Here is a 20,437-nt window from a genome sequence, read left to right on the forward strand (position 1 = left end):
TAAGAAAGGAGGATATTTTGCTAATTTTTATGGAATTTATTGGATAACAGAAGGGATGGAAACGCTGAACAATCATAGGTATTTAGTCTTATTTTTTGTTAAAGAAACGTAAATAAATTGGGCTTTTTGTAAAAGTCGTAAAAAAAAGTATATGCATAATAGTATGAAAACTTGTATAATACGAATGTGGGCAAAATGTCTGATAATTCACGAAGCTTTGGCTCACTAATTAGGTAAACAGAAAAAGGGGAGGTCAATCAATGAAGAAGTCAAAATGGTCGTTATTACTAACGATCGTGCTCGTTTTGAGCGTTTTCCTTTCTGCGTGCAGCGGTAAAAAAGAGGAAAAAGCGAGCGGGGACGGTTCAAGTAACGGTGGGGGTTCTAAAGAAAAGGTCCTAAACCTTATGGAAACTTCCGAAATCCCGTATCTTGACAACATCATGGCAGACGATCAAGTTTCTCTAAACTTGGCAAACAATGTATACGAAGGTCTTTATACCTTGAACGACAAGGATGAGCCAGTTCTATCCGGTGCTGCTGAAGAACCAGAAGAGAAAGATGGCGGCAAGACTTGGGTATTTAAACTTCGCGATGATGCTGTGTGGAGCAATGGTGATCCTGTAACAGCAAACGATTATGTTTTTGCCTGGAGAAAAGCTGTAAGCAAAGACACAGCTACTCAATACTCTTTCATCTATCAAGTTGCAGGCATCCTGAATGCTGACAAAATTCTAAACCCTGAAGATCCAATGTATAACAAAACTGATAAGCTTGGTATCAAAGCTATTGACGAACATACAATTGAAGTGAAGTTCGCTGGTCCAACCAGTGCAAAACCTTACTTAAAAGCGGTTCTTTCATTCCCGACTTTCTATCCACAACCTGAAAAGTTTGTTAAAGAACAAGGGAAACAATACGCTTTAGAAGCTGACAAAGCTCTTTACAACGGTCCTTTCGCTCTTACAAAATGGGAGCATGAAAAAGGATGGGTATTGGAAAAGAACGATAAATATTGGGACAAGAAGAACGTAAAAGTTGACAAAATCAACGTGAACATTCTTAAAGACGAAGCAACTCGTATTAACTTGTTTGAAACTGGAAAACTAGACCGCACCACGATTTCTGCGGAATATGTTGACCAATATAAAGATAAAAAAGACGTTTTCAGCACAGTGCCTGAATCTTCTGTGTTCTTCCTTCGTATGAACCAAAAGAACAAAGCACTAGCAAACAATAACATCCGCCATGCGCTTGACATGGGCTGGGATAAGAAGCAATTAACAGACGTATTGTTGAATAACGGATCTGTTCCTGCATATTTCTTGGTGCCTTCCAAGTTTGTTAACGGTCCAGACGGAGCTGACTTCCGTGAAAAGAACGGCGACATGAACAAAGGTGACGCTAAGAAAGCAAAAGAATATTGGGAAAAAGGTTTGAAAGAGCTTGGAGTTAAGAAATTAGACCTTACTCTTTTGAACTATGACACTGATACGGCTCAAAAAGATGCACAGTTCATCAAAAACCAATTGGAGAAAAACCTTCCTGGTCTATCTCTGAAAATCAAAGCTCAACCATTCAAGCAAAAGCTTAAGCTTGAAGAAAACATGGATTATGACATTTCATACGCTGGTTGGGGACCTGACTATCCAGATCCAATGACATTCGTTGACATGTTTGTAACTGGTGGTTCTCACAACGAAATGAACTACTCCAACAAAAAGTATGATGAGCTAATTAAAAAGGCTTCATCTGAAACAGATCTTAAAAAACGTTGGGAAATGATGCAGCAAGCTGAAAAAATCCTAATCGAAGACGATGCGGCAATCAGCCCAATGTACCAACGTGGATATGCCTTTATCACAAAATCTAATATTAAAAACATCCACAACCACTCATTTGGTGGGGATTATAGCTACAAATATTGGGACGTTGAGTAAAAAACAAATTGTTTTATAGCGGTACCAGGAGAGTATATGTCAGTAAGCCATATACTCTCCTTTTAACTGCCAATGACTTATTAGTAAAAATTTGTCGAAAATTCCAACGAAACTATTGTAGGATATTGTTTTGTCACTTAATATAGAGATATAGGTATTAAGCAGGGGTTTATTTTTTTAGGAGGTGCAATAGTGGCTCGTTTCGTACTAAAACGATTGCTTTACATGCTGATCACACTATTTATTATTACTTCATTTACGTTTTTCCTTATGAAACTGCTGCCAGGTTCTCCGTTTAACAATGAGGAGAAACTGACAGATCAACAAAAATTTATTTTGAATGAAAAGTATGGATTGAATGATCCCGTACCTGTTCAGTATTTCAACTACATGGGTAATCTGGTTAAAGGAGACTTGGGTGTATCTTTCCAATATGACAACCGTCCTGTTTCTACTATGATTGCTGAAAGAATCGGGCCTTCCGCTGTTCTTGGTGTTGAAGCAACGATTATAGGAACGATCATTGGCTTAATTTTGGGAATTGCTGCAGCTTTAAAACACAATTCGTCAATTGATTATTTGTCATCACTGATTGCGGTTTTGGGAATATCCATTCCATCCTTCGTTTTTGCAGGAGTTTTACAATATTACGTAGGGGTTAAGTTAGAATGGCTGCCCGTTGCCCTTTGGGACGGTCCGAAATATCATGTTCTGCCAGCACTTTCGTTATCTGTTTTTGTAATAGCAACTGTGGCCAGGTTCATGAGAACGGAAATGCTTGAAGTGTTGGGACAAGATTATATTACAACTGCTAAATCCAAAGGACTTTCTAACTTGGTCGTAATTTGGAAACATACCATCCGGAACGCATTGATTCCTGTTGTTACAATTTTGGGGCCGTTGGCGATCAACTTGATTACAGGAACACTCATTATCGAAAAAATCTTTGCCGTGCCGGGTCTTGGTTTTCAGTTCGTATCATCCATCCAACTGAATGACTATCCAGTCATTATGGCGACGACCATTTTTTACAGTGTGTGTTTTATCATCGTCATATTGATTGTGGATATTTTATATGGAGTAATTGACCCTAGAATCAGGGTTGCAGGAGGCAAGGGATAATGAGCATGCATGAAAAACAACTAAACAACGACTTATTCCAACCTGCGGTCAGGTCTTCTGACGATGCCGAAAAAATTACAAAAGAAAGTACCTCCTTCTGGCAGGACGCCAGACGGAGATTGTTTGAAAACAAAGGAGCCGTTGCAGGGCTGATCATCATTGTGGCGATCTTGCTCCTTGCATTTCTTGGACCGCTATTCAGCCATAACGGCTTTGATGACCAGGATACAAGCCGTACCAACCTGCCTCCAAGAGTTCCTGTTCTTGAAAAGGTAGGCTTCCTCGGTCTCGATGGAGTAGACATCCGCGGTGTAGATCAGTACAAAATGAAAAACCAAAAAGATAATTACTATTGGTTTGGTACAGATGCTCTGGGAAGAGACCAGTTCGTCAGGGTATGGAAAGGAACACAGATCTCGTTATACATCGCGTTTTTGGCGGCTGCCATTGACATGGTGATTGGTGTCGCCTACGGTGCTATTTCAGGTTACTATGGCGGAAAAACGGATAATATCATGCAAAGGATTATCGAGATTCTTATTGGTATCCCTAACCTGATTGTTGTTATTCTGATGATTCTGATTCTTGATCCGGGTATCCTCTCCATTACTTTCGCTATGGTTATTACGGGTTGGACGACGATGGCACGTATCGTACGAGGACAGATTTTAAAGTTGAAAACTCAGGAGTATGTTCTTGCATCTGTTACGCTTGGTGCGAAGAGTTCAAGAATCCTTACCAAGCACATGTTTCCAAATATTTTAGGGTCCATCATCATTACATCTATGTTTACCATTCCGAGTGCAATCTTTACAGAGGCGTTCCTAAGCTTCATTGGTCTCGGGATTTCACCGCCGACTGCGTCTCTTGGATCATTGGTAAACGAAGGGTTTAAATCATTGCAAATTTATCCGCACCTTGTATTGTACCCGGCTGTAATTATTTCTTTAATCATGATCAGCTTTAACCTTCTCGGTGACGGCTTGCGTGATGCACTAGATCCTAAGATGCGTAAATAGGGGGAGAAATAGATGAAAAATATTCTAGAACTAAATAATGTCAATGTCTCCTTTCATACGTTTGCAGGCGAAGTAAAAGCTGTCAGGGGGGTCAATCTTCATCTTGAAAAAGGGGAATCTCTTGCAATTGTAGGAGAATCAGGTTCCGGAAAATCCGTTACTTCAAAATCCATCATGAGATTGCTGCCTGAAAAAACGAGTGAAATTAAAGAAGGAGAAATCCTTTTTGAAGGAAGAGATCTTACCAAGCTTTCCAACCGTGAGATGGAAAAAATTCGCGGTTCTGAAATTTCAATGATCTTTCAGGACCCGATGACTTCTCTTAACCCGACGATGACAGTTGGGAAGCAGATCATGGAAGGCCTTCGAAAACATCAGAATTTATCCAAAAATGAAGCGAAGGAACGTGCGATCAATCTGTTGAAATTGGTTGGTATTCCAAATCCCGAGCTTCGTATTAATGAATATCCTCACCAATTTTCAGGTGGGATGAGACAGCGTGTGGTGATTGCCATTGCGCTGGCATGTAACCCTAAGGTATTGATTGCCGACGAGCCAACAACAGCTCTTGATGTAACCATTCAGGCACAGATTCTCGACTTAATGAGAGATTTGCAGCAAAAGACAGGAACTGCCATTATTTTAATCACGCATGATCTTGGCGTAGTGGCGAATCTGTCTCAGCGGGTAGCCGTTATGTATGGCGGCACCATTGTTGAAACAGGAACAACCGATGAAGTTTTTTATAATCCAAAGCATCCGTATACATGGGGGTTATTATCTTCCATGCCGAAGTTGAATTCTGCGGATAAAGAATTAATGGCCATTCCAGGTACACCACCGAACTTGCTTAATCCTCCAAAAGGCTGCCCTTTTGCTGCCCGTTGCCCTTATGCAATGCAGGTGTGTGTAGACAACATGCCGGATGTGACCGATGTTACTTCCACGCATAAAACGGCATGCTGGCTTCTGGATGAGCGCGCGCCTCAGGTTGAACCGCCTGAAGCCGCATTAGTAGGAGGTGCCCGTTAATGGCAGTCGTTGAACGAGAAAAATTATTGGAAGTAAAAAATCTCAAAAAGCACTTCAATGTTGGGAAAAATGCTGTCTTAAAAGCGGTTGATAATGTCAGCTTTGATATATATAAAGGAGAGACTCTCGGACTGGTTGGAGAATCCGGATGCGGAAAATCGACGACAGGACGGACTATCATTCGCCTTTATGAAGCAACAGGCGGGAATGTAACCTTTGAAGGCAATGATGTTCATGGCAAAAAGTCCAGAAAAGATTTAAAGTCGTTTAACCGCCGGATGCAAATGATTTTCCAGGATCCGTATGCTTCATTGAACCCAAGGATGACAATCAAGGATATTATTGCCGAGGGAATAGACATACACGGTCTGGCAAAAAACGATAAAGAACGTATGGAAAGAGTCTATGAGCTTCTTGAAACAGTAGGCTTGAACCGTGCACATGCGAGCCGTTATCCGCACGAGTTTTCCGGCGGACAACGCCAGCGTATCGGTATTGCCCGTGCGCTTGCTGTAGACCCGGATTTCATTATTGCGGATGAACCAATTTCTGCGCTGGATGTTTCCATTCAGGCTCAAGTGGTCAACCTGATGATGAAACTTCAGAAAGAGCGCGGTCTGACGTATTTGTTTATCGCGCATGACCTTTCCATGGTTAAGCATATTTCTGACCGTGTAGGTGTGATGTATCTTGGTAACATTGTAGAACTGGCAGAAAGTGATGAGCTTTACGAAGAACCATTGCATCCTTACACCCAGGCTCTTCTCTCCGCTATTCCTGTTCCTGATCCGGAAGTGGAACGCAGCAGGGAGCGTATCATTCTTGAAGGCGATCTCCCTAGCCCGATCAGCCCTCCAAGCGGCTGCCGGTTCCGTACAAGGTGCCCGCACGCAATGGATGTGTGTGCCAGCAAAGAACCGAAATGGTTGGAAGCGCGGGAAGGCCACTGGGTATCTTGCCATCTTTATGACAATGAGTTGAACACTGAGAATAAACAGCAGTAAATACAGCGATCTCCTGTATATCGGGAGATCGTTTTGTGTTATGTTAAGGAAGCAAGGAATCTTTTCTAGTGAGGTCATTGAATGAATATTACGTTTGTACTGGATAGTGCCAGCGATTATTGTGCAGAGCATCATGTGTTATCCGTTCCTTTAGCCGTCGTTCCTCTTAATATTACGTTTGGCGGCGACCATTTCTTAGATGGCGAAACGATCAGCACGGATATGTTTTATGAGAGAATGGCAAAAGAAGAACACCTTCCAAAAACCAGCCAGCCATCCCCGCAAGCCTTTTTGAATGTATTCCAAAAAGAGATTGAAAAAGGGAATGAGCTTATATATGTAGGGCTTTCATCGAATTTGAGCGGAACTGTGCAAAGCGCGTCCATTGCTAAAGGGATGCTTGATGAAAAGATCCAGAACAGCGTCCACATTATCGATTCAGGTACTGCTTCTGCAGGGGTTCAAGTGTTGATTAAACTTGCAGACTCTCTGGTCCGCCAAGGCAAAAATGCAAAGCAGGTTGTTGAGGAGATTGAACAACAAAAGGAAACCATTATTGCTTACGTGCTCCTGGAGACATTGGAGAATGTTAAAAAAGGCGGGCGTATTTCAGCAGTTCAAGGTGCTATTGCGGAATTTTTAAATATTAAACCGCTCCTATCAGTACAAAATGGAATCGTTGAAACAGTGGGGAAGTTTAGGGGAAAGAAAAAGGGACTTTGCAAGCTGAAAGAGATCCTGCAGGATTGGCACCATCAGCATCCTGAGAAAGAACTCTTTATCATTCACAGCCTTCCGTCAAAGCAGGAAGTAATCAAAGAGTTTGGCGAATTTTTCTCATTCTCCAAATTTAAATCGGTTACATTTACACGCTTTGGAAGTACCATTGGAACTTATGCCAGTGAAAACGCGATAGGATTTATCCTTCATTAAATATAAAAAACACTCCGTATGATTTAATTATACGGAGTGTTTTAGATTTTCAGTCTCATATTGAGCATCCACCAATCGGTCCAATTTTTTAATGCGGGAAAGTGCGGTCTTCATATCCAGACTTCGATAATGATGCATTCCGCCTGGCTCTTCGTCTGCTTCATCTGCCAATGCTACTACCCGTTGAAGAGGCAGCAGGTCCAACTGTCCTTTTGGAAGATAGGAATCGGTGTGAAGTAAGATGGCTAAAGCAATTTCTTTGGCTTTACGAGGATCTTCTCCAAGCCGGATCAGCAGCTTATGTGCTCGTTCCGCTCCTTTTATGGCATGGATATCATTCTCTTTGTAAAGCGAGTAGTCCCATTGGCCATTCGTATACCAGGTATAGTGTCCGACATCATGCAACAATGCCGCTTTTGTGGCAAGATCTGGATCGACTCCATACTCTTTTGCAAACGATAAGGCATGATAGGCGGTAGCAATCGCATGAACAACACCAGACCTGTTCAAGTACTTTTGGGCGGATGGTTGCTGAAAAATATCCGTTAACGTTACATTTCTCATCGCAATTTCTCCTTCCTTTTTTCTTTTTTAAAAAACCCCACCTTATTGAGAGGGCTTGTTTCTCCAGAAATGTATATTGTTATATACTATACCACCAAAATGGAGGTGTATCAACAAATAAAAATGTAAAATAATTGGCAGCGCTCTCATTTGAATCAAAAATTAAAGAAGGGATTTCTCCCTTCTTTATTAAAAATATTCCTTCCAGCGCTTGGTTACCAATTCATTGATATCTGGCCGTGTTTCAACCGTTTCAGGATAAAAAGGTTTCATTCGTGCATCAATAATGATAGGGCCGCTGTATTTTAATTTATTCCGATCCACCTCATGTTTCGCATACAGATCAAAGGCAGGATCAAACCGGGTAAAGGTGGTCCATAAAAATTGTGATTGAGAAGCTGCAATGGAGGCATCATCCACCAGGAAAACAAGCTGCCAGTCGCTAAGCTGCCGAGCTGCAGTTTCCAGCAGTTTTTCAGCAAAATCAGGATCGTCTTCAAAAGATGGACCGGAAAGGCATATACACCCTCCACAGTACAGCTGGACATCATGAATACCCGGAATGGTTCCACCATCATAGGTCCTCCCCAGTTCTCTGACAGGCTCACCAAGGCCTGTCATGACCGCTTTGCTGCCGGTGTTGAATTTTCGCCCCGTATAGTCCAAGGTGTCCATCGAGGTATCGTTAAGGATGAGGAGATCACGCTCAGGCAAAAAGCGCTCAAGCACAGCTTCGAGCAACTGAGAAAAATCCTGCAAATCCACATCTTTATTCGTCACCATCAAGAACTTAGTTAACGTCAGCTGGCCTTCACCCATAATACGCAGCGCATGGGCAAGTCCTTCTTTATAATAGGATTCACGGACAACTGCACCAGCAAGGGCATGGAAGCCTGTTTCAGCGTATGTCCACAATTGTTTAACCCCGTTCATTACCACTGGGAAAAGGGGGCTCATAAGGCGCTGCAGGTATTCTCCGATAAAGTAATCTTCCTGTCTTGGTTTTCCCACGACTGTAGCAGGGTAGATGGCATCCTTACGCTTCCACATCCGGCCAACTTCAAAAACAGGGAAATCGTGTGCCCATGAATAATAGCCATAATGGTCTCCAAACGGTCCTTCTGGTTCTCTAACATGCGGAGGCACATAACCGCCAAACGCGAACTCCGCTTCTGCGATCAATGGATGTGGATACCCGGGAGCGTGAGTAAGATTCAGCTTGTCACCCATGAGCATGGAAGTGAACATAAGCTCAGGGACAGCTTCAGGAAGCGGGGCGATGGCACTGATGGTAAGCGCTGGTGGACCTCCAAGGAATAAGGTCACAGGCAGCTTTTGATTCATCTGCTCTGCTTCATAGTGGTGAAAGCCGCCGCCCTTATGAATCTGCCAGTGAATCCCGGTTTTCTTTTCTTCTTTAATTTCAATGCGGTACATACCAAGATTGTGTTCATGTTTTCCGGGATGCTCCGTATACACAAGAGGAAGCGTAATAAAAGGATTGCTGTCCAGATGCCATCCTGTCAAGGCAGGCAGCTTCTTCATATTAACGTCTGTTGTATAGTGCTCCATAACAGGAGCTTTAGAAGGTTTAACTGCTCGTGTTCCTATTTTCAAAACATCTTTTATCATTCCTCTTTTTCCCCATAATTTTGACGGGGAAGGAGGGAGGAGATCATCGATTGAGTCAACCAGCTGCTGCACGAGAACTTCTGGTTTGGGACCGAATGCGAGCTCCACGCGCCGGATTGTGCCGAATAAATTGGTTACCACAGGGATATCTGAGCCTTTTACATTGGTAAACAGCAAAGCAGGACCCTGCTCGTCAATCACTCTCCGATGAATTTCGGGGATTTCAAGATAAGGGTCAACCGGTGCATTTATTTCAATTAGTTCATTTTCTTGTCGAAGTTGTTGTATAAAGGTACGTATGTTAATATGCATGTATCCACCTCTAGTATGTAAGTAATATCTTTATCTTCACAAAAAAACAACTTCCCGTAAAGTAGAAGCTGTTCAAAGGTCTCTTCTTTTTACATTTCTCCAGCTGGACTGAAACGATTTGGTACGATCCACAAATTTTAAAACCGACTTTCCGCCAAACAACTTAAGTGAAAACCAATGTGAAATGATCCCCATGAAAGCGGTTAAACCGATGACAAAAACGGCGAGCAGAAGCAAATCCCGGAAAAACAAGGCCATCAAATCCCCTCCAGTGAAAAGGCATTCATTCCTCTTCATTGTATAAGATGTTTATCCCTTTGGAAAGAGGGAAAACTAGTTGGTGGTGAATTTACTAACTCTATAACTAAATAACTGCGTTAGGAGCTGGCTTATTATTATGAACTGGTATGACAAATTGAATCAATACTTTCCGATTGAGGAAATGAAATCAAAAGAACACATGGAACTCCTTTTGAAGGATAAAGGAGACATCTACCATAAAGATGAAGGTCCTCATCATGTATTAATGTATGTTGAACTGGACGACTTTATCTTTATTGATTATTTATTTGTAGCAAGAGAGTCAAGAGGTCAGGGGCTTGGAAAAAAACTGCTGCAGCAGCTGAAAGAAAAGCGAAAGCCGATCATTCTTGAAGTCGAACCCATCGATTATGAAGACACAGATACAGAAAAAAGGCAGCGTTTCTATCGCAGGGAAGACTTTACCCATGCTTCAAAAATCGGGTACAGACGAAAATCCCTTGCAACCGACAAAGTGAACGAAATGGAGATTCTTTACTGGGCTCCCGAAGGAGAAAGTGAAGAAAGTGTTTATGAAAACATGAAAAAGACGTATAATGAAATACACACGTACAAAGATAAAGAATTGTACGGTAAAGCATATGAGGATGTATCCGATGTATTAACCTTTCAGCACGATAAAGACGCCATAACCGAGTAATTTCTATGGCAAGGAGGTATCTGCATGAAAGCCAAGGAAAAGAAAAAACAGACCAAACGGGAAATGCTTAAAGAGATGCTGAAAAAGAATCTTAGAGGCTTATCAAATGTTCCCAAAAAAGGTCCTGCTTCGCAAGTCAAATCAATTGCATAATCAAGTATATAGGATGAAAATTTCTTCATCCTATTTCTTTTTTTATGTTTTGTGAAACTTTTTACAGGGTAATACGTCTATATAATTGAATTACATAATTTCGATTATGGTGTATAAGTTTTATTACATTTTTGTGAAGACCTTTCTTGTTTAAAGAAAATGTAGTATAATAAAAAATATGATTTAATAACTATTTTAAAGTAGATACTAAATCAGGAGTATGGGGAAGGAGAAGATCCATATGGTTACTCTATTTACTTCGCCGAGTTGTACATCTTGTCGTAAGGCAAAAGCGTGGTTAAAAGAAAATGAAATTCCATACCAAGAAAGAAATATTTTTTCAGAGCCTTTAAGCATAGAGGAAGTTAAACAGATTCTTCGCATGACAGAGGACGGAACGGATGAAATCATTTCTACCCGTTCAAAGACGTTTCAGGAATTGAACTTGAACGTTGAAACTATGCCTCTTCAGGATTTGTATCAGTTAATTGCTGACAATCCAGGGCTATTAAGAAGGCCAATTATCATGGATGAAAAACGACTCCAGGTAGGCTACAATGAAGATGAAATCAGAAGGTTTTTACCTAGAAAAGTCCGTACGTACCAGCTTCTTGAAGCACAGCGTATGGTTAACTAAAAAAACTTCTACAGATTAAGTTCTGTAGAAGCTTTTTTATTTGGATTTTTTTGCTTTTTTAATGAATACACCTGCAAGCATGACGCCGAGGACGACAAAGATGATTACGCCGTATTCCAAAGCGGGATTTGATCTGAAGAAGGGCTGCAGTTCCTTTTCGGATATAATCATGCCAGCCGCTGTATAAGCAAGAATGGCCGAACCGATATAAATCAAAAAAGGAAATCGTTCCATTAAGTGAAGAATGGCTTTACTTCCCCAAATAATGATCGGCACAGAAACAAGCAGTCCAATAATAACGAGCGGAATGGAGCCGTGTGACGCTCCGGCAACTGCCAACACATTATCCAGGCCCATGGCAACATCGGCCACAACAATCGTGCGTATAGCCCCAATCAGTGACATTCCAGGTTTGATATCGTTTTCCTCATCATCGTCAACAAGCAGCTGAAAAGCAATGTAAATAAGAAGCAATCCGCCAATCAGATAAAGAAATGGTACCTTCAGCAAATAAACAACGAGTACAGTTAAGATTACCCTTACAACGATGGCAAGGCCTGTCCCAATTAAGATCGCTTTATTGCGTTGCTGCTCCGGAAGATTTCTGCTGGCTAAGGCAATGACAATGGCATTATCTCCTCCAAGAAGAATATCTATCGCGATAATTTGCAACAGTGCGATCAAAAAATCGGCTTCCACGAATCTAAAACCCCTTTCAGGTGATAAACCCCATCATGTGTGTTAATATATACGAAATGTTTTAATAAAGACCATTGAATTATATGACAGCAGATATAGGGCGTCAAGAAAAGCTCTTTTAGATGAAAAAAAGGGCAGAAAAATGGGTCAGCATTTTTATTTCCAACTTTGAACTTTTGTCATAGAATAAGAGTACAAGAATGAAGCAACTTTGGATTGAATTTTCTTATTTTAGGGAAAAGTGACTATACATCATACTCAGGGGAAAATATCCCTTCATAGGATACAATACGGAAAGAAGGGAGAGAACGAAATGGAAATCGAAAGAGTAAATGAATTTACCATAAAGTTTTTCATTACGTACAGAGATATAGAAGACCGCGGTTTTGACCGAGAAGAAATATGGTCAGATCGTGAACGGGGGGAAGAGCTGTTCTGGGAAATGATGGACGAAGCCCATCAACAAGAACAATTTCCGCTTGAAGGACCGTTATGGATTCAGGTTCAAGCATTGGATAAAGGACTTGAAATCATTGTAACCAGAGCCCAAATGTCCAAGGATGGCACGAAACTGGAGCTGCCGTTAGGTGATGAAAAAATTGATCTTCCTGTGGATAAAAATATCGAAAAAATACTGGATCAGCAATTTGCTACAGATGATTCAGATATAGCAGAAGATATTGAGCTCGCAGATGAAGATTATCTCTCATTCCTGCTGGCGTTTAAGGATTTCGAGGACATGATCATGCTCTCTCATAATGTTGACAGCACCCTGTTTGCAAACTCCCTGTACCACTTTGAAAATAAGTATTACTTGTATGTGACTTTCAATCCAGAGACGACAGATCGGGAACAAGATGACTTATTGTCTCAATTGCTTGAATATGGTGCTGATTCGGATGCTTCGATCCACCGGATTCAAGAATACGGAAAGCAAATCATTGCAGAGCACGCGCTCGAAGAGGTCTCTACTCACTTTAACCTTTAAGCAAAAACCGATTTCATAACTGGAATCGGTTTTTTTGTTATTGAAAACTTTGGAGAGGTAACCTAAACTAAAAGAAAAAGGAGTGATGTCATGCTCGTTGCTTATTTGGACAACGGGACCCGGGTTAATCTGTTAACCGGTTATACGAAAGATGAGCTAAGAGAAATGCAGCGCAAAAACGGTTTTTACTGTCCGGAATGCCGCAGCAGGATGCAGATTAAAGCAGGTACGATGAAAGTGTGGCATTTTTCCCACCTTCCCGGCGTCAGTGATTGCTCCATGTTAAAAGGGGAGTCCATGTATCACCTTCTCGGCAAAAAACTTCTGTATGAACAGGCCACCAGGCAATATTCTGATGTGCTTTTGGAACCGTTCTTTCCGGATATCTCCCAGCGGCCTGATTTTTTTATCCCCACCAACTCTCCCATTGAGTTTCAATGCTCGACCATGTCTCCATCCCTTTTTATGAAACGGACGAAAGGTTATATCGGCAAGGGAATGTCACCAAAATGGATTTTGGGCAAAAAAAGACTGAAGATACTGAGCCCCTTTATGTTTCAGCTTTCCTCATTTGATTGGCTTACTGCGAAACTTTCATCATCTCAACTTCCATCCCTCACTTATTTTTGCCCGGAAGAGGCAAAAGTGCTTCATTTAACTTCGATCATTCCTGTTACCTCAACCCGTGTTTACGGAACCTTTTTTCAAACTCCACTAAAAGAGTATTCCTTTCAAGAATTACAAACCCCGCCATCAGAAAAAAACACCAACTCCTTATTTCCTGTTACCTCCTGGCTTCACATGAAAAAACAGTGGAGACTCTACGCCTTTAAACAAAATCACCCAACCTTTTACTACTTAAAAAAGCTTTTTCTTCAAAATGGATCCTCCATAGCCTATTTCCCTTCTGAAGCCGGTATGCCTGTATTGGGTTCCTACACGTTGACCGAGCCCTCTTATGTCTGGCAATCCTACCTTCTGCTTTTAAGCATCATTCCTTTAAAAATGGGAGAGCCCATCAGTTTTTCACGTGCCTATAAATCCATGCAATGGCTGGTTGAGAAAAAACTGCTGACAACAAGGCAGCTGCCCCTGATTGAAACCCACTATTCGCATGCTGTTTTGAACTATCTCGATCTTTTATGTGCTTACGGTGTATTAAAGCCGGCAGGGAAACATCAATTTATTAAAATTCGCCAGCCTGTGTTCCCGAGCACAATGGATAAGGCGTTAAAAAATGATTTCCATATCATGCAGTTCAGTGTAAAACATGGTTTGAATCCACTGTTTTCTGGTAAAATGTAGTTATGCACAATACTACAGATGGAGGTGCAGCCAAATGGCTCAAACCAAATCCAAGTCTCTTCCAAAAAGAGAAGAGCTGCCATTGCAGGATACATGGGATCTTGAAGCGATTTATGCAACCAATGACAAATGGGAAGAAGAATTTAGTGAAGTTAAACGCTTATTGCCGGAAGTGAAGCAGTTCCAAGGAAAACTGGGTGAATCAGCAGATACGCTGTTTCAGTTTTTTCAAAAACAGGATGAGCTGACAAAAAAGCTTGGGAAGCTGTATACATACGCCCATATGAGATATGATCAGGATACAACAAACTCACTTTATCAGGGACTGAACGACAGGGCATCTAACCTTGCCACACAAGTGGGCAGTTCATTATCATTTGCCGTGCCGGAAATATTGTTACTCCCGGAAGAAACGATTGACTCCTATATCAAGGATAACAAGGATCTTGGGTTGTACAAGCATGTCCTTGATGAAATTAACCGCCAAAGACCGCATGTTCTTTCTAAAGAGGAGGAAGCATTGCTGGCTGATGTCAGCGAAGTAACGGCAAGCCCGAGTACAACCTTTGGCATGCTGAACAATGCAGATTTAAAGTTTCCTGTGATTAAAGATGAAAATGGCGAAGAAATCGAGGTAACCCACGGAAGATATATTCGCTTTCTTGAAAGCAGCGACCGCCGCGTAAGGGAAGATGCCTTTAAAGCAGTGTACGGCACGTATGACAAGTTTAAGAATACCTTCGCAAGCACCTTGGCGGGTACTGTGAAAAAAGATAACTTTTTTGCCAGAACGAGAAAGTTTGATTCAGCCAGACAAGCGGCATTGAATGATAACAACATTCCGGAAGAGGTTTATGAGAATCTGGTTAAAACCGTAAATGATCATCTTCATTTGCTTCACCGGTATGTGGATATACGGAAGCGAGCTCTTAATCTGGATGAATTGCATATGTATGATCTGTATACACCGCTTGTACAGGATGTGAAAATGGAAGTAACCTATGAAGAAGCCAAGAAGCTCGTACTGGAGAGCCTGGATCCGATGGGTGAAGAATATAAGAACATCGTAAAAGAAGGCTTTGAAAAACGGTGGATTGATGTTCATGAAAACGCTGGAAAGAGGAGCGGTGCCTATTCTTCCGGAGCATACGGAACAATGCCATACATTCTTCTTAACTGGCAGGACAATGTCAATAATCTTTTTACATTGACTCATGAAATCGGACATTCTGTTCACAGCTATTATACTAGGGAATCTCAGCCTTATCCGTACGCCGATTATTCCATCTTTGTAGCGGAAGTGGCATCTACGTGCAATGAAGCCTTACTAAATCACTATATGCTGAACAAAACAAAGGATAAGCAGGAGAAATTGTATTTGTTGAATCACCATCTTGAAGGGTTCCGGGGGACCGTTTTCAGGCAAACCATGTTTGCGGAGTTCGAGCAGGCAATCCATGTACGTGCGGCGAATGGGGAACCGTTAACGCCAGAACTACTGACTCAGATCTATTACGATTTGAATGTAAAGTACTTTGGCGAGAATGTGGTGATTGACAAGGAGATTGGTCTGGAGTGGTCCAGAATCCCGCATTTTTATTACAATTTCTATGTGTATCAATATTCCACAGGCTTCAGTGCGGCAGCCTCACTTTCCAAGCAAATCCTGGAAGAGGGCGAGAGTTCGGTTTCCCGGTATATTGACTTTCTGAAAGCAGGGTCCTCTGATTATCCGATTGAGGTACTGAAAAAAGCAGGAGTGGATATGACAACTTCCAAGCCGGTGGAAGATGCTTTGAAAGTTTTTGAAGAAATATTGGATGAGATGGAAAGCTTGCTGTTTGAACAATAAAAAGAAGCTCCTTGCCGTTCCCCGGCCGGGAGCTTTCTTTCATTGATGAAAAAGCTTATTAAGTTTATAACGATAGTTCAGGCATAACATTAATAACAGGATGGTCACAAACAGAATGGGGACTGAAAGAGCAAAGGATATCATCTTCAACAACGATAAAAGAAAGAAATAAAAACCGCCAGCAAGCATGAATGCACATAAGAGGAATAAAATGAGAAACACAATGAACAACCTCCTTGGCATTATTCTATTTGCTTAAAGCACAAAAAAGACGAACCATATAGGGTTCGTCTTTTTTAAGAATGGGTATATTTCCAAAAAGTACCGTGTTTAACAGGCACCTTTTTCACAACTTGCTGCAAAACCAGTTTCTTCATTATTGTTTCGACTTCGCTTTCCGTCATATTGTAGACGACTGCGAGTTCTTTGGTTGCCACAAAGCGATAAGTTTTCATAAATTCTTCTATCGCAGGAGGGGCACTGGGCTCCGGCCGAAAACCGAGCATTTCTTCTATGATGGTCACATAAATGGAATAATGATAGCTTCCTGCAATTTTTAAGCCTTCTTCTTCAGCTTTATCGTTAAACATGATCAGTGTTGGTATCTGGTCAATTTCCATCTCGTGGGCAAACTTCCAGTCACAATGCAATGCTTTGATGGCAGATTGTGAATGAATATCTTTCATAAACTCACAGGCGTCCAATCCAACCATTTCGGCAATGGAATAAAGAACGTCTTCTTTTGAGATATTTTGCTTTTGTAAAAATAAATGTTCTCTCAGTGTTCGCAAAAATTTGTTTCCTGACTGTTTGCCTTGAAGCTCGGCTGCCTTGATGGCAAGAAAAACCAGATAAGGTGCGAGTATTGGATCTTCCCGCCATAAATCGCCGTCACAGCTCATGCCTGTCATGTTGGCAGTCTTATCCCACCTCTCTGCAATACGTTTTGCAGATGTATACCCCTTTTTTCTAAAAGAGTTCAGGGAATCCAACCGGCCGCCGAGGATATGCCTTAATGTGAAATATTGGCCGTATTCTACTTGCAGCTTTTTTAATATAGGTTCAAGTGCCCAGCATTCGGGGCTCAAAGGATCAATAACAGAATAGAGTTCCAATGGTTTATGACAGTTGGAAGCAGCGATATTCCCCTTCTGCTTCGCTTCAAAAGGATACCCGGCTTCAGAAAATGTCAATAGTTATTCTCCTTTCCATGGCTATCATCGGACGTATTTACCATATGATAAGCAGTCATGGTTAGACGGCTGATAATAAAATCCCGTAAAGGGCCTTGCAGGGATACAGAGTCCATCGCTTTTTCCATACAGCCGAGCCAGGCTTTGGCATGGCGGTTTGTAATGGGAAAAGGCATATGTCTTGCTCTAAGCATAGGATGCCCATGCTCCATCGTGTATAAAGAGGGACCTCCAAGAAACTGAGTTAAAAATTGTGTTTGTTTACGTGCGGTTTCAGTCAGATCATCTGGAAAAAGCGGAGCCAAAACCTCATCTTGCTTCACAAAACCATAAAAGTTTGTAACCATTTCCTTTAAAACGGCTTCTCCACCCAAATGTTCATAAGGGGTCATGTCCATATCATTCATGGTGAAAACTCCTTCAAGCTTATATCAAAATAAGAAAAATAATAGGGATGCTTCTGTTCAGACTACTCATCCATCCTGGAAAAACCGGAAGAATAGTATTCCCATTTTTCATTTGTGTAAACTTATTGTAGCAAGGGTATGGCAGTCTTAGCAAACAATAGGTCTGTGGACTGTACTACATCAAAAAAAACACCCTTTTTTAAGGGCGTTTATGCGTTGAGGCTTTGATAAGTATGTAATACTTTGGCTACATAACTTTGGGTTTCTTTAAAGGGAGGAATGCCTCCGTATTTGGCTACGTTTCCCGGGCCGGCATTGTATGCCGCCAGAGCCAATTTTTCATCACCGTGGTACTTGTCGAGCAACTGTTTGATGTATTTGATTCCGCCTTCAAGGTTGTCTTCAGCATGATATGGATTTCTGACCCCCAGGCCTCTGGCGGTTTCAGGCATAAGCTGCATAAGTCCCATTGCTCCTGCAGGGCTTTTGCTCATGGGGTTAAACCCTGATTCATGCTGTACAATCGATGTAATGAGTGCGGGATTCATATTGTATTTGGAACTGATTTGATCAATCAGCTGGTGTATATCCTGATGCGGTTTGGAAGCAAGGGGTGCTGTAGTTCGCATTACAGGCAACTGCTCCTGCTGGGAAAAAGCAGGTACATTCAATCTCTCCTGGGATCCCGCCGTTGTCTGCTCGGGCATTATGCCCGCAGCCTCAAAAAGCTGTTCAAGAATCATGGCAAACGGTGAAGATGCAAAAGGGGATTGGATGCCAGCAGCACTCACTTGCTTTAGGGATTGAAGCTGCAGCATCATTTTTATCGCATTAATTTCCATTGATTTCTCTCCTCATCTTATAGAACTAATCATACCAAATGAGGAAGATATAAACAATTGGCTCTTAGTGGTTTTTTGCTTCAAAAAAGCGCTGAATTTTGTTTAATGTGGTCCGTTCAGGAATTCCGTAGCATATCAAAAGATCCTTAAAATCCTTCTCACCCTGCAGTCTTTCTTTTGCCTCGTATTCAAGTTCAAAATCTGTATTTGAAAGATACTGATTTTCATCCAGAACCAGGATTCCGTTTCGATAAGGCAATTCCGCCCGCCTGGTGGTTAGTGTGCCGAGGTAAGCAATGTCTTTGGGCTGAATTTCCAACTCCATCAGAATGGAGGGGATATCGCCATTCACCAAAGAGTTTTCCTTCATGATTTGATCAAATTCTGAATCTGTCAGGGATTGATGGGTCTCAAGAAGGCCGTCGGGATGGGGCTGCTTCAGGGTAAGTATGCGGCTGCCGTTCTTTTCGCGGATACGAAGAGCACATTTATGATGCTTTAATGAGAAAGAGGGGGTATCGAAATAGTGGTTGATCTGAGTGATAAAAGATTCTTCCTTAAGGGACAGATCGTTCGAGATTCGAAAAAATTCATCAGGAGTCAGTAAATTCTTAAATTCAATTTCAACTTCTTGCTCCATGGCCAGCACTCCTTTTTGGTTGTTATGCACGAATCTCATTATGACACAGGTCATTTTGATTCTCAAATGACAAAATGTACACATACTTATGTTAAACTAGGGTGTAGAATATTTGTTTTTTTAGGAGGTACACATGGCAATCAGACATGACATACAACACGCAGAAACGGGTGATCAGCTTATTCTTCAGATTGATCAGAACGGTATTTCCCAATGGAAGGATGGGGAAAGGATGCTGGTGGATTCCGATCAGCTGTCCTTTATCTATGTTCTGGAAACGGAGGATGACCTGGTTTATATCGGGCTGACAGAACCATTCTGGGGCAAGTTAAGCGAAGCCTTAACAGCCAGACTTCCTGTAGTACTGCAGGTAGCCGGAGGAGAGGAAGCCTTACCGCTCGGAGCTCTTCATTCTGAACTGTCTTATCTGATAGAGAACATTAAAGATAACAGTAATTATGGAGAAGAGATGCTGGAAGCAGTAGAAAAAGCGTTTTCGGCTCATATTAAGTAAAGACAGGAAGGTGAATGAGAGTATGGACTGGGAAACCCTTCTCGCACCCTATAAACAAGCTGTTGATGAATTAAAAGTGAAGTTCAGGGGCATTCGCGAACAATATCAAAAAACGATCAAGCAATCTCCGATTGAATTTGTGACTGGAAGGGTAAAGCCTATTAATTCGATCCTCAATAAAGCCTGGCAAAAGAATATTCCGCTGGATAAAATTGAGGAAGAAATTCAGGATCTGGCGGGATTGCGCATCATGTGCCAGTTTACGGATGATATTAAAAAAGTAATCGACATGCTCAGAAATCGGAAGGATTTTGAGATTGTAGAGGAGCGCGATTACATTACCAATAAAAAACCAAGCGGTTACCGATCCTATCACCTGGTGATCCGCTATCCTGTACAAACCCTGGATGGAGAAAAGCCCCTTCTTGTAGAAGTGCAAATCCGGACCCTCGCGATGAATTTTTGGGCTACAATTGAACATTCATTAAACTATAAATACCAGGGCCAGATCCCAAAGGATATTCAGCTTCGTCTTCAGCGCGCCGCTGAGGCAGCTGGCCGGCTGGATGAGGAAATGGCTGAAATCAGAGGGGAAGTTCAGGAAGCCCAGATCGTTTTTTCAGAACGGACGGACGACGGACCTGGATCGGCTCCAACTACATAACTTCTTTGAAAGCAGGTGACTCAC

At 41.8% G+C, this 20,437-nt stretch carries 22 protein-coding genes; 14 read left to right on the plus strand and 8 right to left on the minus strand.

The annotated features are described in order from the left end of the window. Positions 1 to 260: 260 nt before the first annotated feature. The 6 genes from QNH15_RS09845 (at position 261) to QNH15_RS09870 (ending at position 7,050) form a co-directional block, all read left to right on the plus strand. Positions 261 to 1,940, plus strand: a complete 1,680-nt coding sequence (locus tag QNH15_RS09845) for a peptide ABC transporter substrate-binding protein (protein WP_283894397.1) — start codon at positions 261 to 263, stop codon at positions 1,938 to 1,940. 192 nt (positions 1,941 to 2,132) lie between these two features. Beyond that, the gene (gene opp3b, locus QNH15_RS09850; protein ID WP_283894398.1) at positions 2,133 to 3,062 is read left to right on the plus strand and encodes an oligopeptide ABC transporter permease; all 930 of its coding nucleotides are present in this window, start codon (positions 2,133 to 2,135) and stop codon (positions 3,060 to 3,062) included. A 5-nt stretch (positions 3,063 to 3,067) separates the two neighbouring features. Next, on the plus strand, positions 3,068 to 4,081 hold the full coding sequence (opp3C, locus tag QNH15_RS09855; RefSeq protein ID WP_129480326.1) for an oligopeptide ABC transporter permease: 1,014 nt from the start codon (positions 3,068 to 3,070) through the stop codon (positions 4,079 to 4,081). A 12-nt stretch (positions 4,082 to 4,093) separates the two neighbouring features. Further along, on the plus strand, positions 4,094 to 5,113 hold the full coding sequence (locus QNH15_RS09860) for an ABC transporter ATP-binding protein (protein ID WP_061968988.1): 1,020 nt from the start codon (positions 4,094 to 4,096) through the stop codon (positions 5,111 to 5,113). Next, the gene (locus tag QNH15_RS09865) at positions 5,113 to 6,117 is read left to right on the plus strand and encodes an ABC transporter ATP-binding protein (RefSeq protein WP_283894399.1); all 1,005 of its coding nucleotides are present in this window, start codon (positions 5,113 to 5,115) and stop codon (positions 6,115 to 6,117) included. Before QNH15_RS09860 ends, QNH15_RS09865 begins: the two co-directional genes overlap by 1 nt. Positions 6,118 to 6,198: 81 nt before the next feature. Beyond that, on the plus strand, positions 6,199 to 7,050 hold the full coding sequence (locus QNH15_RS09870; RefSeq protein WP_283894400.1) for a DegV family protein: 852 nt from the start codon (positions 6,199 to 6,201) through the stop codon (positions 7,048 to 7,050). A 27-nt stretch (positions 7,051 to 7,077) separates the two neighbouring features. Here QNH15_RS09870 and QNH15_RS09875 read toward each other — a convergent pair whose 3' ends face one another. The 3 genes from QNH15_RS09875 to QNH15_RS09885 all read right to left on the minus strand — a co-directional run bounded on the left by QNH15_RS09875 (position 7,078) and on the right by QNH15_RS09885 (position 9,816). Next, complete coding sequence (locus tag QNH15_RS09875) at positions 7,078 to 7,614, minus strand: HD domain-containing protein (protein ID WP_283894401.1); 537 nt, start codon at positions 7,612 to 7,614, stop codon at positions 7,078 to 7,080. 189 nt (positions 7,615 to 7,803) lie between these two features. Continuing rightward, entirely contained in the window at positions 7,804 to 9,558 is a 1,755-nt protein-coding gene (locus QNH15_RS09880; protein ID WP_283894402.1) for a UbiD family decarboxylase, read from the minus strand. Positions 9,559 to 9,630: 72 nt separating this feature from the next. Next, positions 9,631 to 9,816: a hypothetical protein gene (locus tag QNH15_RS09885; RefSeq protein WP_061968999.1), complete on the minus strand. Its 186-nt coding sequence runs from the start codon at positions 9,814 to 9,816 to the stop codon at positions 9,631 to 9,633. A 139-nt stretch (positions 9,817 to 9,955) separates the two neighbouring features. Here QNH15_RS09885 and QNH15_RS09890 point away from each other — a divergent pair, with 139 nt between their 5' ends. From QNH15_RS09890 to spxA, 3 genes are all read left to right on the plus strand, one after another. Continuing rightward, positions 9,956 to 10,519, plus strand: coding sequence for a GNAT family N-acetyltransferase (locus QNH15_RS09890; RefSeq protein ID WP_283894403.1), 564 nt, complete (start codon positions 9,956 to 9,958; stop codon positions 10,517 to 10,519). A gap of 24 nt (positions 10,520 to 10,543) precedes the next feature. Continuing rightward, positions 10,544 to 10,672, plus strand: a complete 129-nt coding sequence (locus QNH15_RS09895; RefSeq protein WP_276203841.1) for a hypothetical protein — start codon at positions 10,544 to 10,546, stop codon at positions 10,670 to 10,672. Positions 10,673 to 10,913: 241 nt separating this feature from the next. Then, positions 10,914 to 11,309, plus strand: a complete 396-nt coding sequence (gene spxA / locus QNH15_RS09900) for a transcriptional regulator SpxA (protein ID WP_061969003.1) — start codon at positions 10,914 to 10,916, stop codon at positions 11,307 to 11,309. 36 nt (positions 11,310 to 11,345) lie between these two features. Here spxA and QNH15_RS09905 read toward each other — a convergent pair whose 3' ends face one another. Next, a complete protein-coding gene (locus tag QNH15_RS09905) occupies positions 11,346 to 12,008 on the minus strand; it encodes a TerC family protein (RefSeq protein ID WP_283894404.1) in 663 nt (220 codons plus the stop codon). 313 nt (positions 12,009 to 12,321) lie between these two features. Between QNH15_RS09905 and mecA the strand changes: the two genes are divergently transcribed. The 3 genes from mecA to pepF all read left to right on the plus strand — a co-directional run bounded on the left by mecA (position 12,322) and on the right by pepF (position 16,153). Then, on the plus strand, positions 12,322 to 12,996 hold the full coding sequence (gene mecA / locus QNH15_RS09910; RefSeq protein ID WP_061969008.1) for an adaptor protein MecA: 675 nt from the start codon (positions 12,322 to 12,324) through the stop codon (positions 12,994 to 12,996). A 90-nt stretch (positions 12,997 to 13,086) separates the two neighbouring features. Then, positions 13,087 to 14,301 (plus strand): competence protein CoiA, encoded by a 1,215-nt coding sequence (locus QNH15_RS09915; protein ID WP_283894405.1) that lies wholly within the window; start codon positions 13,087 to 13,089, stop codon positions 14,299 to 14,301. Between the two features lie 34 nt (positions 14,302 to 14,335). Further along, on the plus strand, positions 14,336 to 16,153 hold the full coding sequence (pepF, locus tag QNH15_RS09920) for an oligoendopeptidase F (RefSeq protein ID WP_283894406.1): 1,818 nt from the start codon (positions 14,336 to 14,338) through the stop codon (positions 16,151 to 16,153). Between the two features lie 296 nt (positions 16,154 to 16,449). Here the strand turns inward: pepF and QNH15_RS09925 are convergent, their stop codons facing one another. The 4 genes from QNH15_RS09925 to QNH15_RS09940 all read right to left on the minus strand — a co-directional run bounded on the left by QNH15_RS09925 (position 16,450) and on the right by QNH15_RS09940 (position 19,235). Beyond that, positions 16,450 to 17,346, minus strand: coding sequence for a ClpXP adapter SpxH family protein (locus QNH15_RS09925; protein ID WP_430667140.1), 897 nt, complete (start codon positions 17,344 to 17,346; stop codon positions 16,450 to 16,452). Continuing rightward, on the minus strand, positions 17,343 to 17,753 hold the full coding sequence (locus QNH15_RS09930) for a globin domain-containing protein (RefSeq protein ID WP_170834222.1): 411 nt from the start codon (positions 17,751 to 17,753) through the stop codon (positions 17,343 to 17,345). The genes QNH15_RS09925 and QNH15_RS09930 overlap by 4 nt, the downstream gene beginning before the upstream one ends. A gap of 209 nt (positions 17,754 to 17,962) precedes the next feature. Next, positions 17,963 to 18,595 carry a lytic transglycosylase domain-containing protein gene (locus QNH15_RS09935; protein ID WP_283894407.1) on the minus strand — a complete coding sequence of 211 codons (633 nt, stop codon included), beginning with the start codon at positions 18,593 to 18,595 and terminating at the stop codon, positions 17,963 to 17,965. Between the two features lie 64 nt (positions 18,596 to 18,659). Then, positions 18,660 to 19,235, minus strand: coding sequence for a CYTH domain-containing protein (locus QNH15_RS09940; protein WP_283894408.1), 576 nt, complete (start codon positions 19,233 to 19,235; stop codon positions 18,660 to 18,662). A gap of 133 nt (positions 19,236 to 19,368) precedes the next feature. On the opposite strand from QNH15_RS09940, the gene QNH15_RS09945 reads away from it, so the two are divergent. Together QNH15_RS09945 and yjbM are read left to right on the plus strand one after the other, a co-directional pair. Continuing rightward, positions 19,369 to 19,749, plus strand: coding sequence for a UPF0738 family protein (locus tag QNH15_RS09945; protein ID WP_283894409.1), 381 nt, complete (start codon positions 19,369 to 19,371; stop codon positions 19,747 to 19,749). A gap of 22 nt (positions 19,750 to 19,771) precedes the next feature. Then, positions 19,772 to 20,413, plus strand: a complete 642-nt coding sequence (yjbM, locus tag QNH15_RS09950) for a GTP diphosphokinase (protein WP_061969028.1) — start codon at positions 19,772 to 19,774, stop codon at positions 20,411 to 20,413. Positions 20,414 to 20,437 lie beyond the last annotated feature (24 nt).

It is taken from the genome of Fictibacillus enclensis (genome assembly GCF_030123385.1).
GTDB lineage: Bacteria > Bacillota > Bacilli > Bacillales > Fictibacillaceae > Fictibacillus_C > Fictibacillus_C enclensis.

Bases quoted from the DNA above. Each gene is read 5' to 3' on its own strand.
- QNH15_RS09845 (WP_283894397.1), top strand. From the start codon at position 261: ATGAAGAAGTCAAAATGGTCGTTATTACTAACGATCGTGCTCGTTTTG.
- opp3C (WP_129480326.1), top strand. From the start codon at position 3,068: ATGCATGAAAAACAACTAAACAACGACTTATTCCAACCTGCGGTCAGG.
- QNH15_RS09860 (WP_061968988.1), top strand. From the start codon at position 4,094: ATGAAAAATATTCTAGAACTAAATAATGTCAATGTCTCCTTTCATACG.
- QNH15_RS09865 (WP_283894399.1), top strand. From the start codon at position 5,113: ATGGCAGTCGTTGAACGAGAAAAATTATTGGAAGTAAAAAATCTCAAA.
- QNH15_RS09870 (WP_283894400.1), top strand. From the start codon at position 6,199: ATGAATATTACGTTTGTACTGGATAGTGCCAGCGATTATTGTGCAGAG.
- QNH15_RS09875 (WP_283894401.1), bottom strand. From the start codon at position 7,614: ATGAGAAATGTAACGTTAACGGATATTTTTCAGCAACCATCCGCCCAA.
- QNH15_RS09880 (WP_283894402.1), bottom strand. From the start codon at position 9,558: ATGCATATTAACATACGTACCTTTATACAACAACTTCGACAAGAAAAT.
- QNH15_RS09885 (WP_061968999.1), bottom strand. From the start codon at position 9,816: ATGGCCTTGTTTTTCCGGGATTTGCTTCTGCTCGCCGTTTTTGTCATC.
- QNH15_RS09890 (WP_283894403.1), top strand. From the start codon at position 9,956: ATGAACTGGTATGACAAATTGAATCAATACTTTCCGATTGAGGAAATG.
- QNH15_RS09895 (WP_276203841.1), top strand. From the start codon at position 10,544: ATGAAAGCCAAGGAAAAGAAAAAACAGACCAAACGGGAAATGCTTAAA.
- spxA (WP_061969003.1), top strand. From the start codon at position 10,914: ATGGTTACTCTATTTACTTCGCCGAGTTGTACATCTTGTCGTAAGGCA.
- mecA (WP_061969008.1), top strand. From the start codon at position 12,322: ATGGAAATCGAAAGAGTAAATGAATTTACCATAAAGTTTTTCATTACG.
- QNH15_RS09915 (WP_283894405.1), top strand. From the start codon at position 13,087: ATGCTCGTTGCTTATTTGGACAACGGGACCCGGGTTAATCTGTTAACC.
- pepF (WP_283894406.1), top strand. From the start codon at position 14,336: ATGGCTCAAACCAAATCCAAGTCTCTTCCAAAAAGAGAAGAGCTGCCA.
- QNH15_RS09930 (WP_170834222.1), bottom strand. From the start codon at position 17,753: ATGAATGATATGGACATGACCCCTTATGAACATTTGGGTGGAGAAGCC.
- QNH15_RS09935 (WP_283894407.1), bottom strand. From the start codon at position 18,595: ATGGAAATTAATGCGATAAAAATGATGCTGCAGCTTCAATCCCTAAAG.
- QNH15_RS09940 (WP_283894408.1), bottom strand. From the start codon at position 19,235: ATGGAGCAAGAAGTTGAAATTGAATTTAAGAATTTACTGACTCCTGAT.
- QNH15_RS09945 (WP_283894409.1), top strand. From the start codon at position 19,369: ATGGCAATCAGACATGACATACAACACGCAGAAACGGGTGATCAGCTT.
- yjbM (WP_061969028.1), top strand. From the start codon at position 19,772: ATGGACTGGGAAACCCTTCTCGCACCCTATAAACAAGCTGTTGATGAA.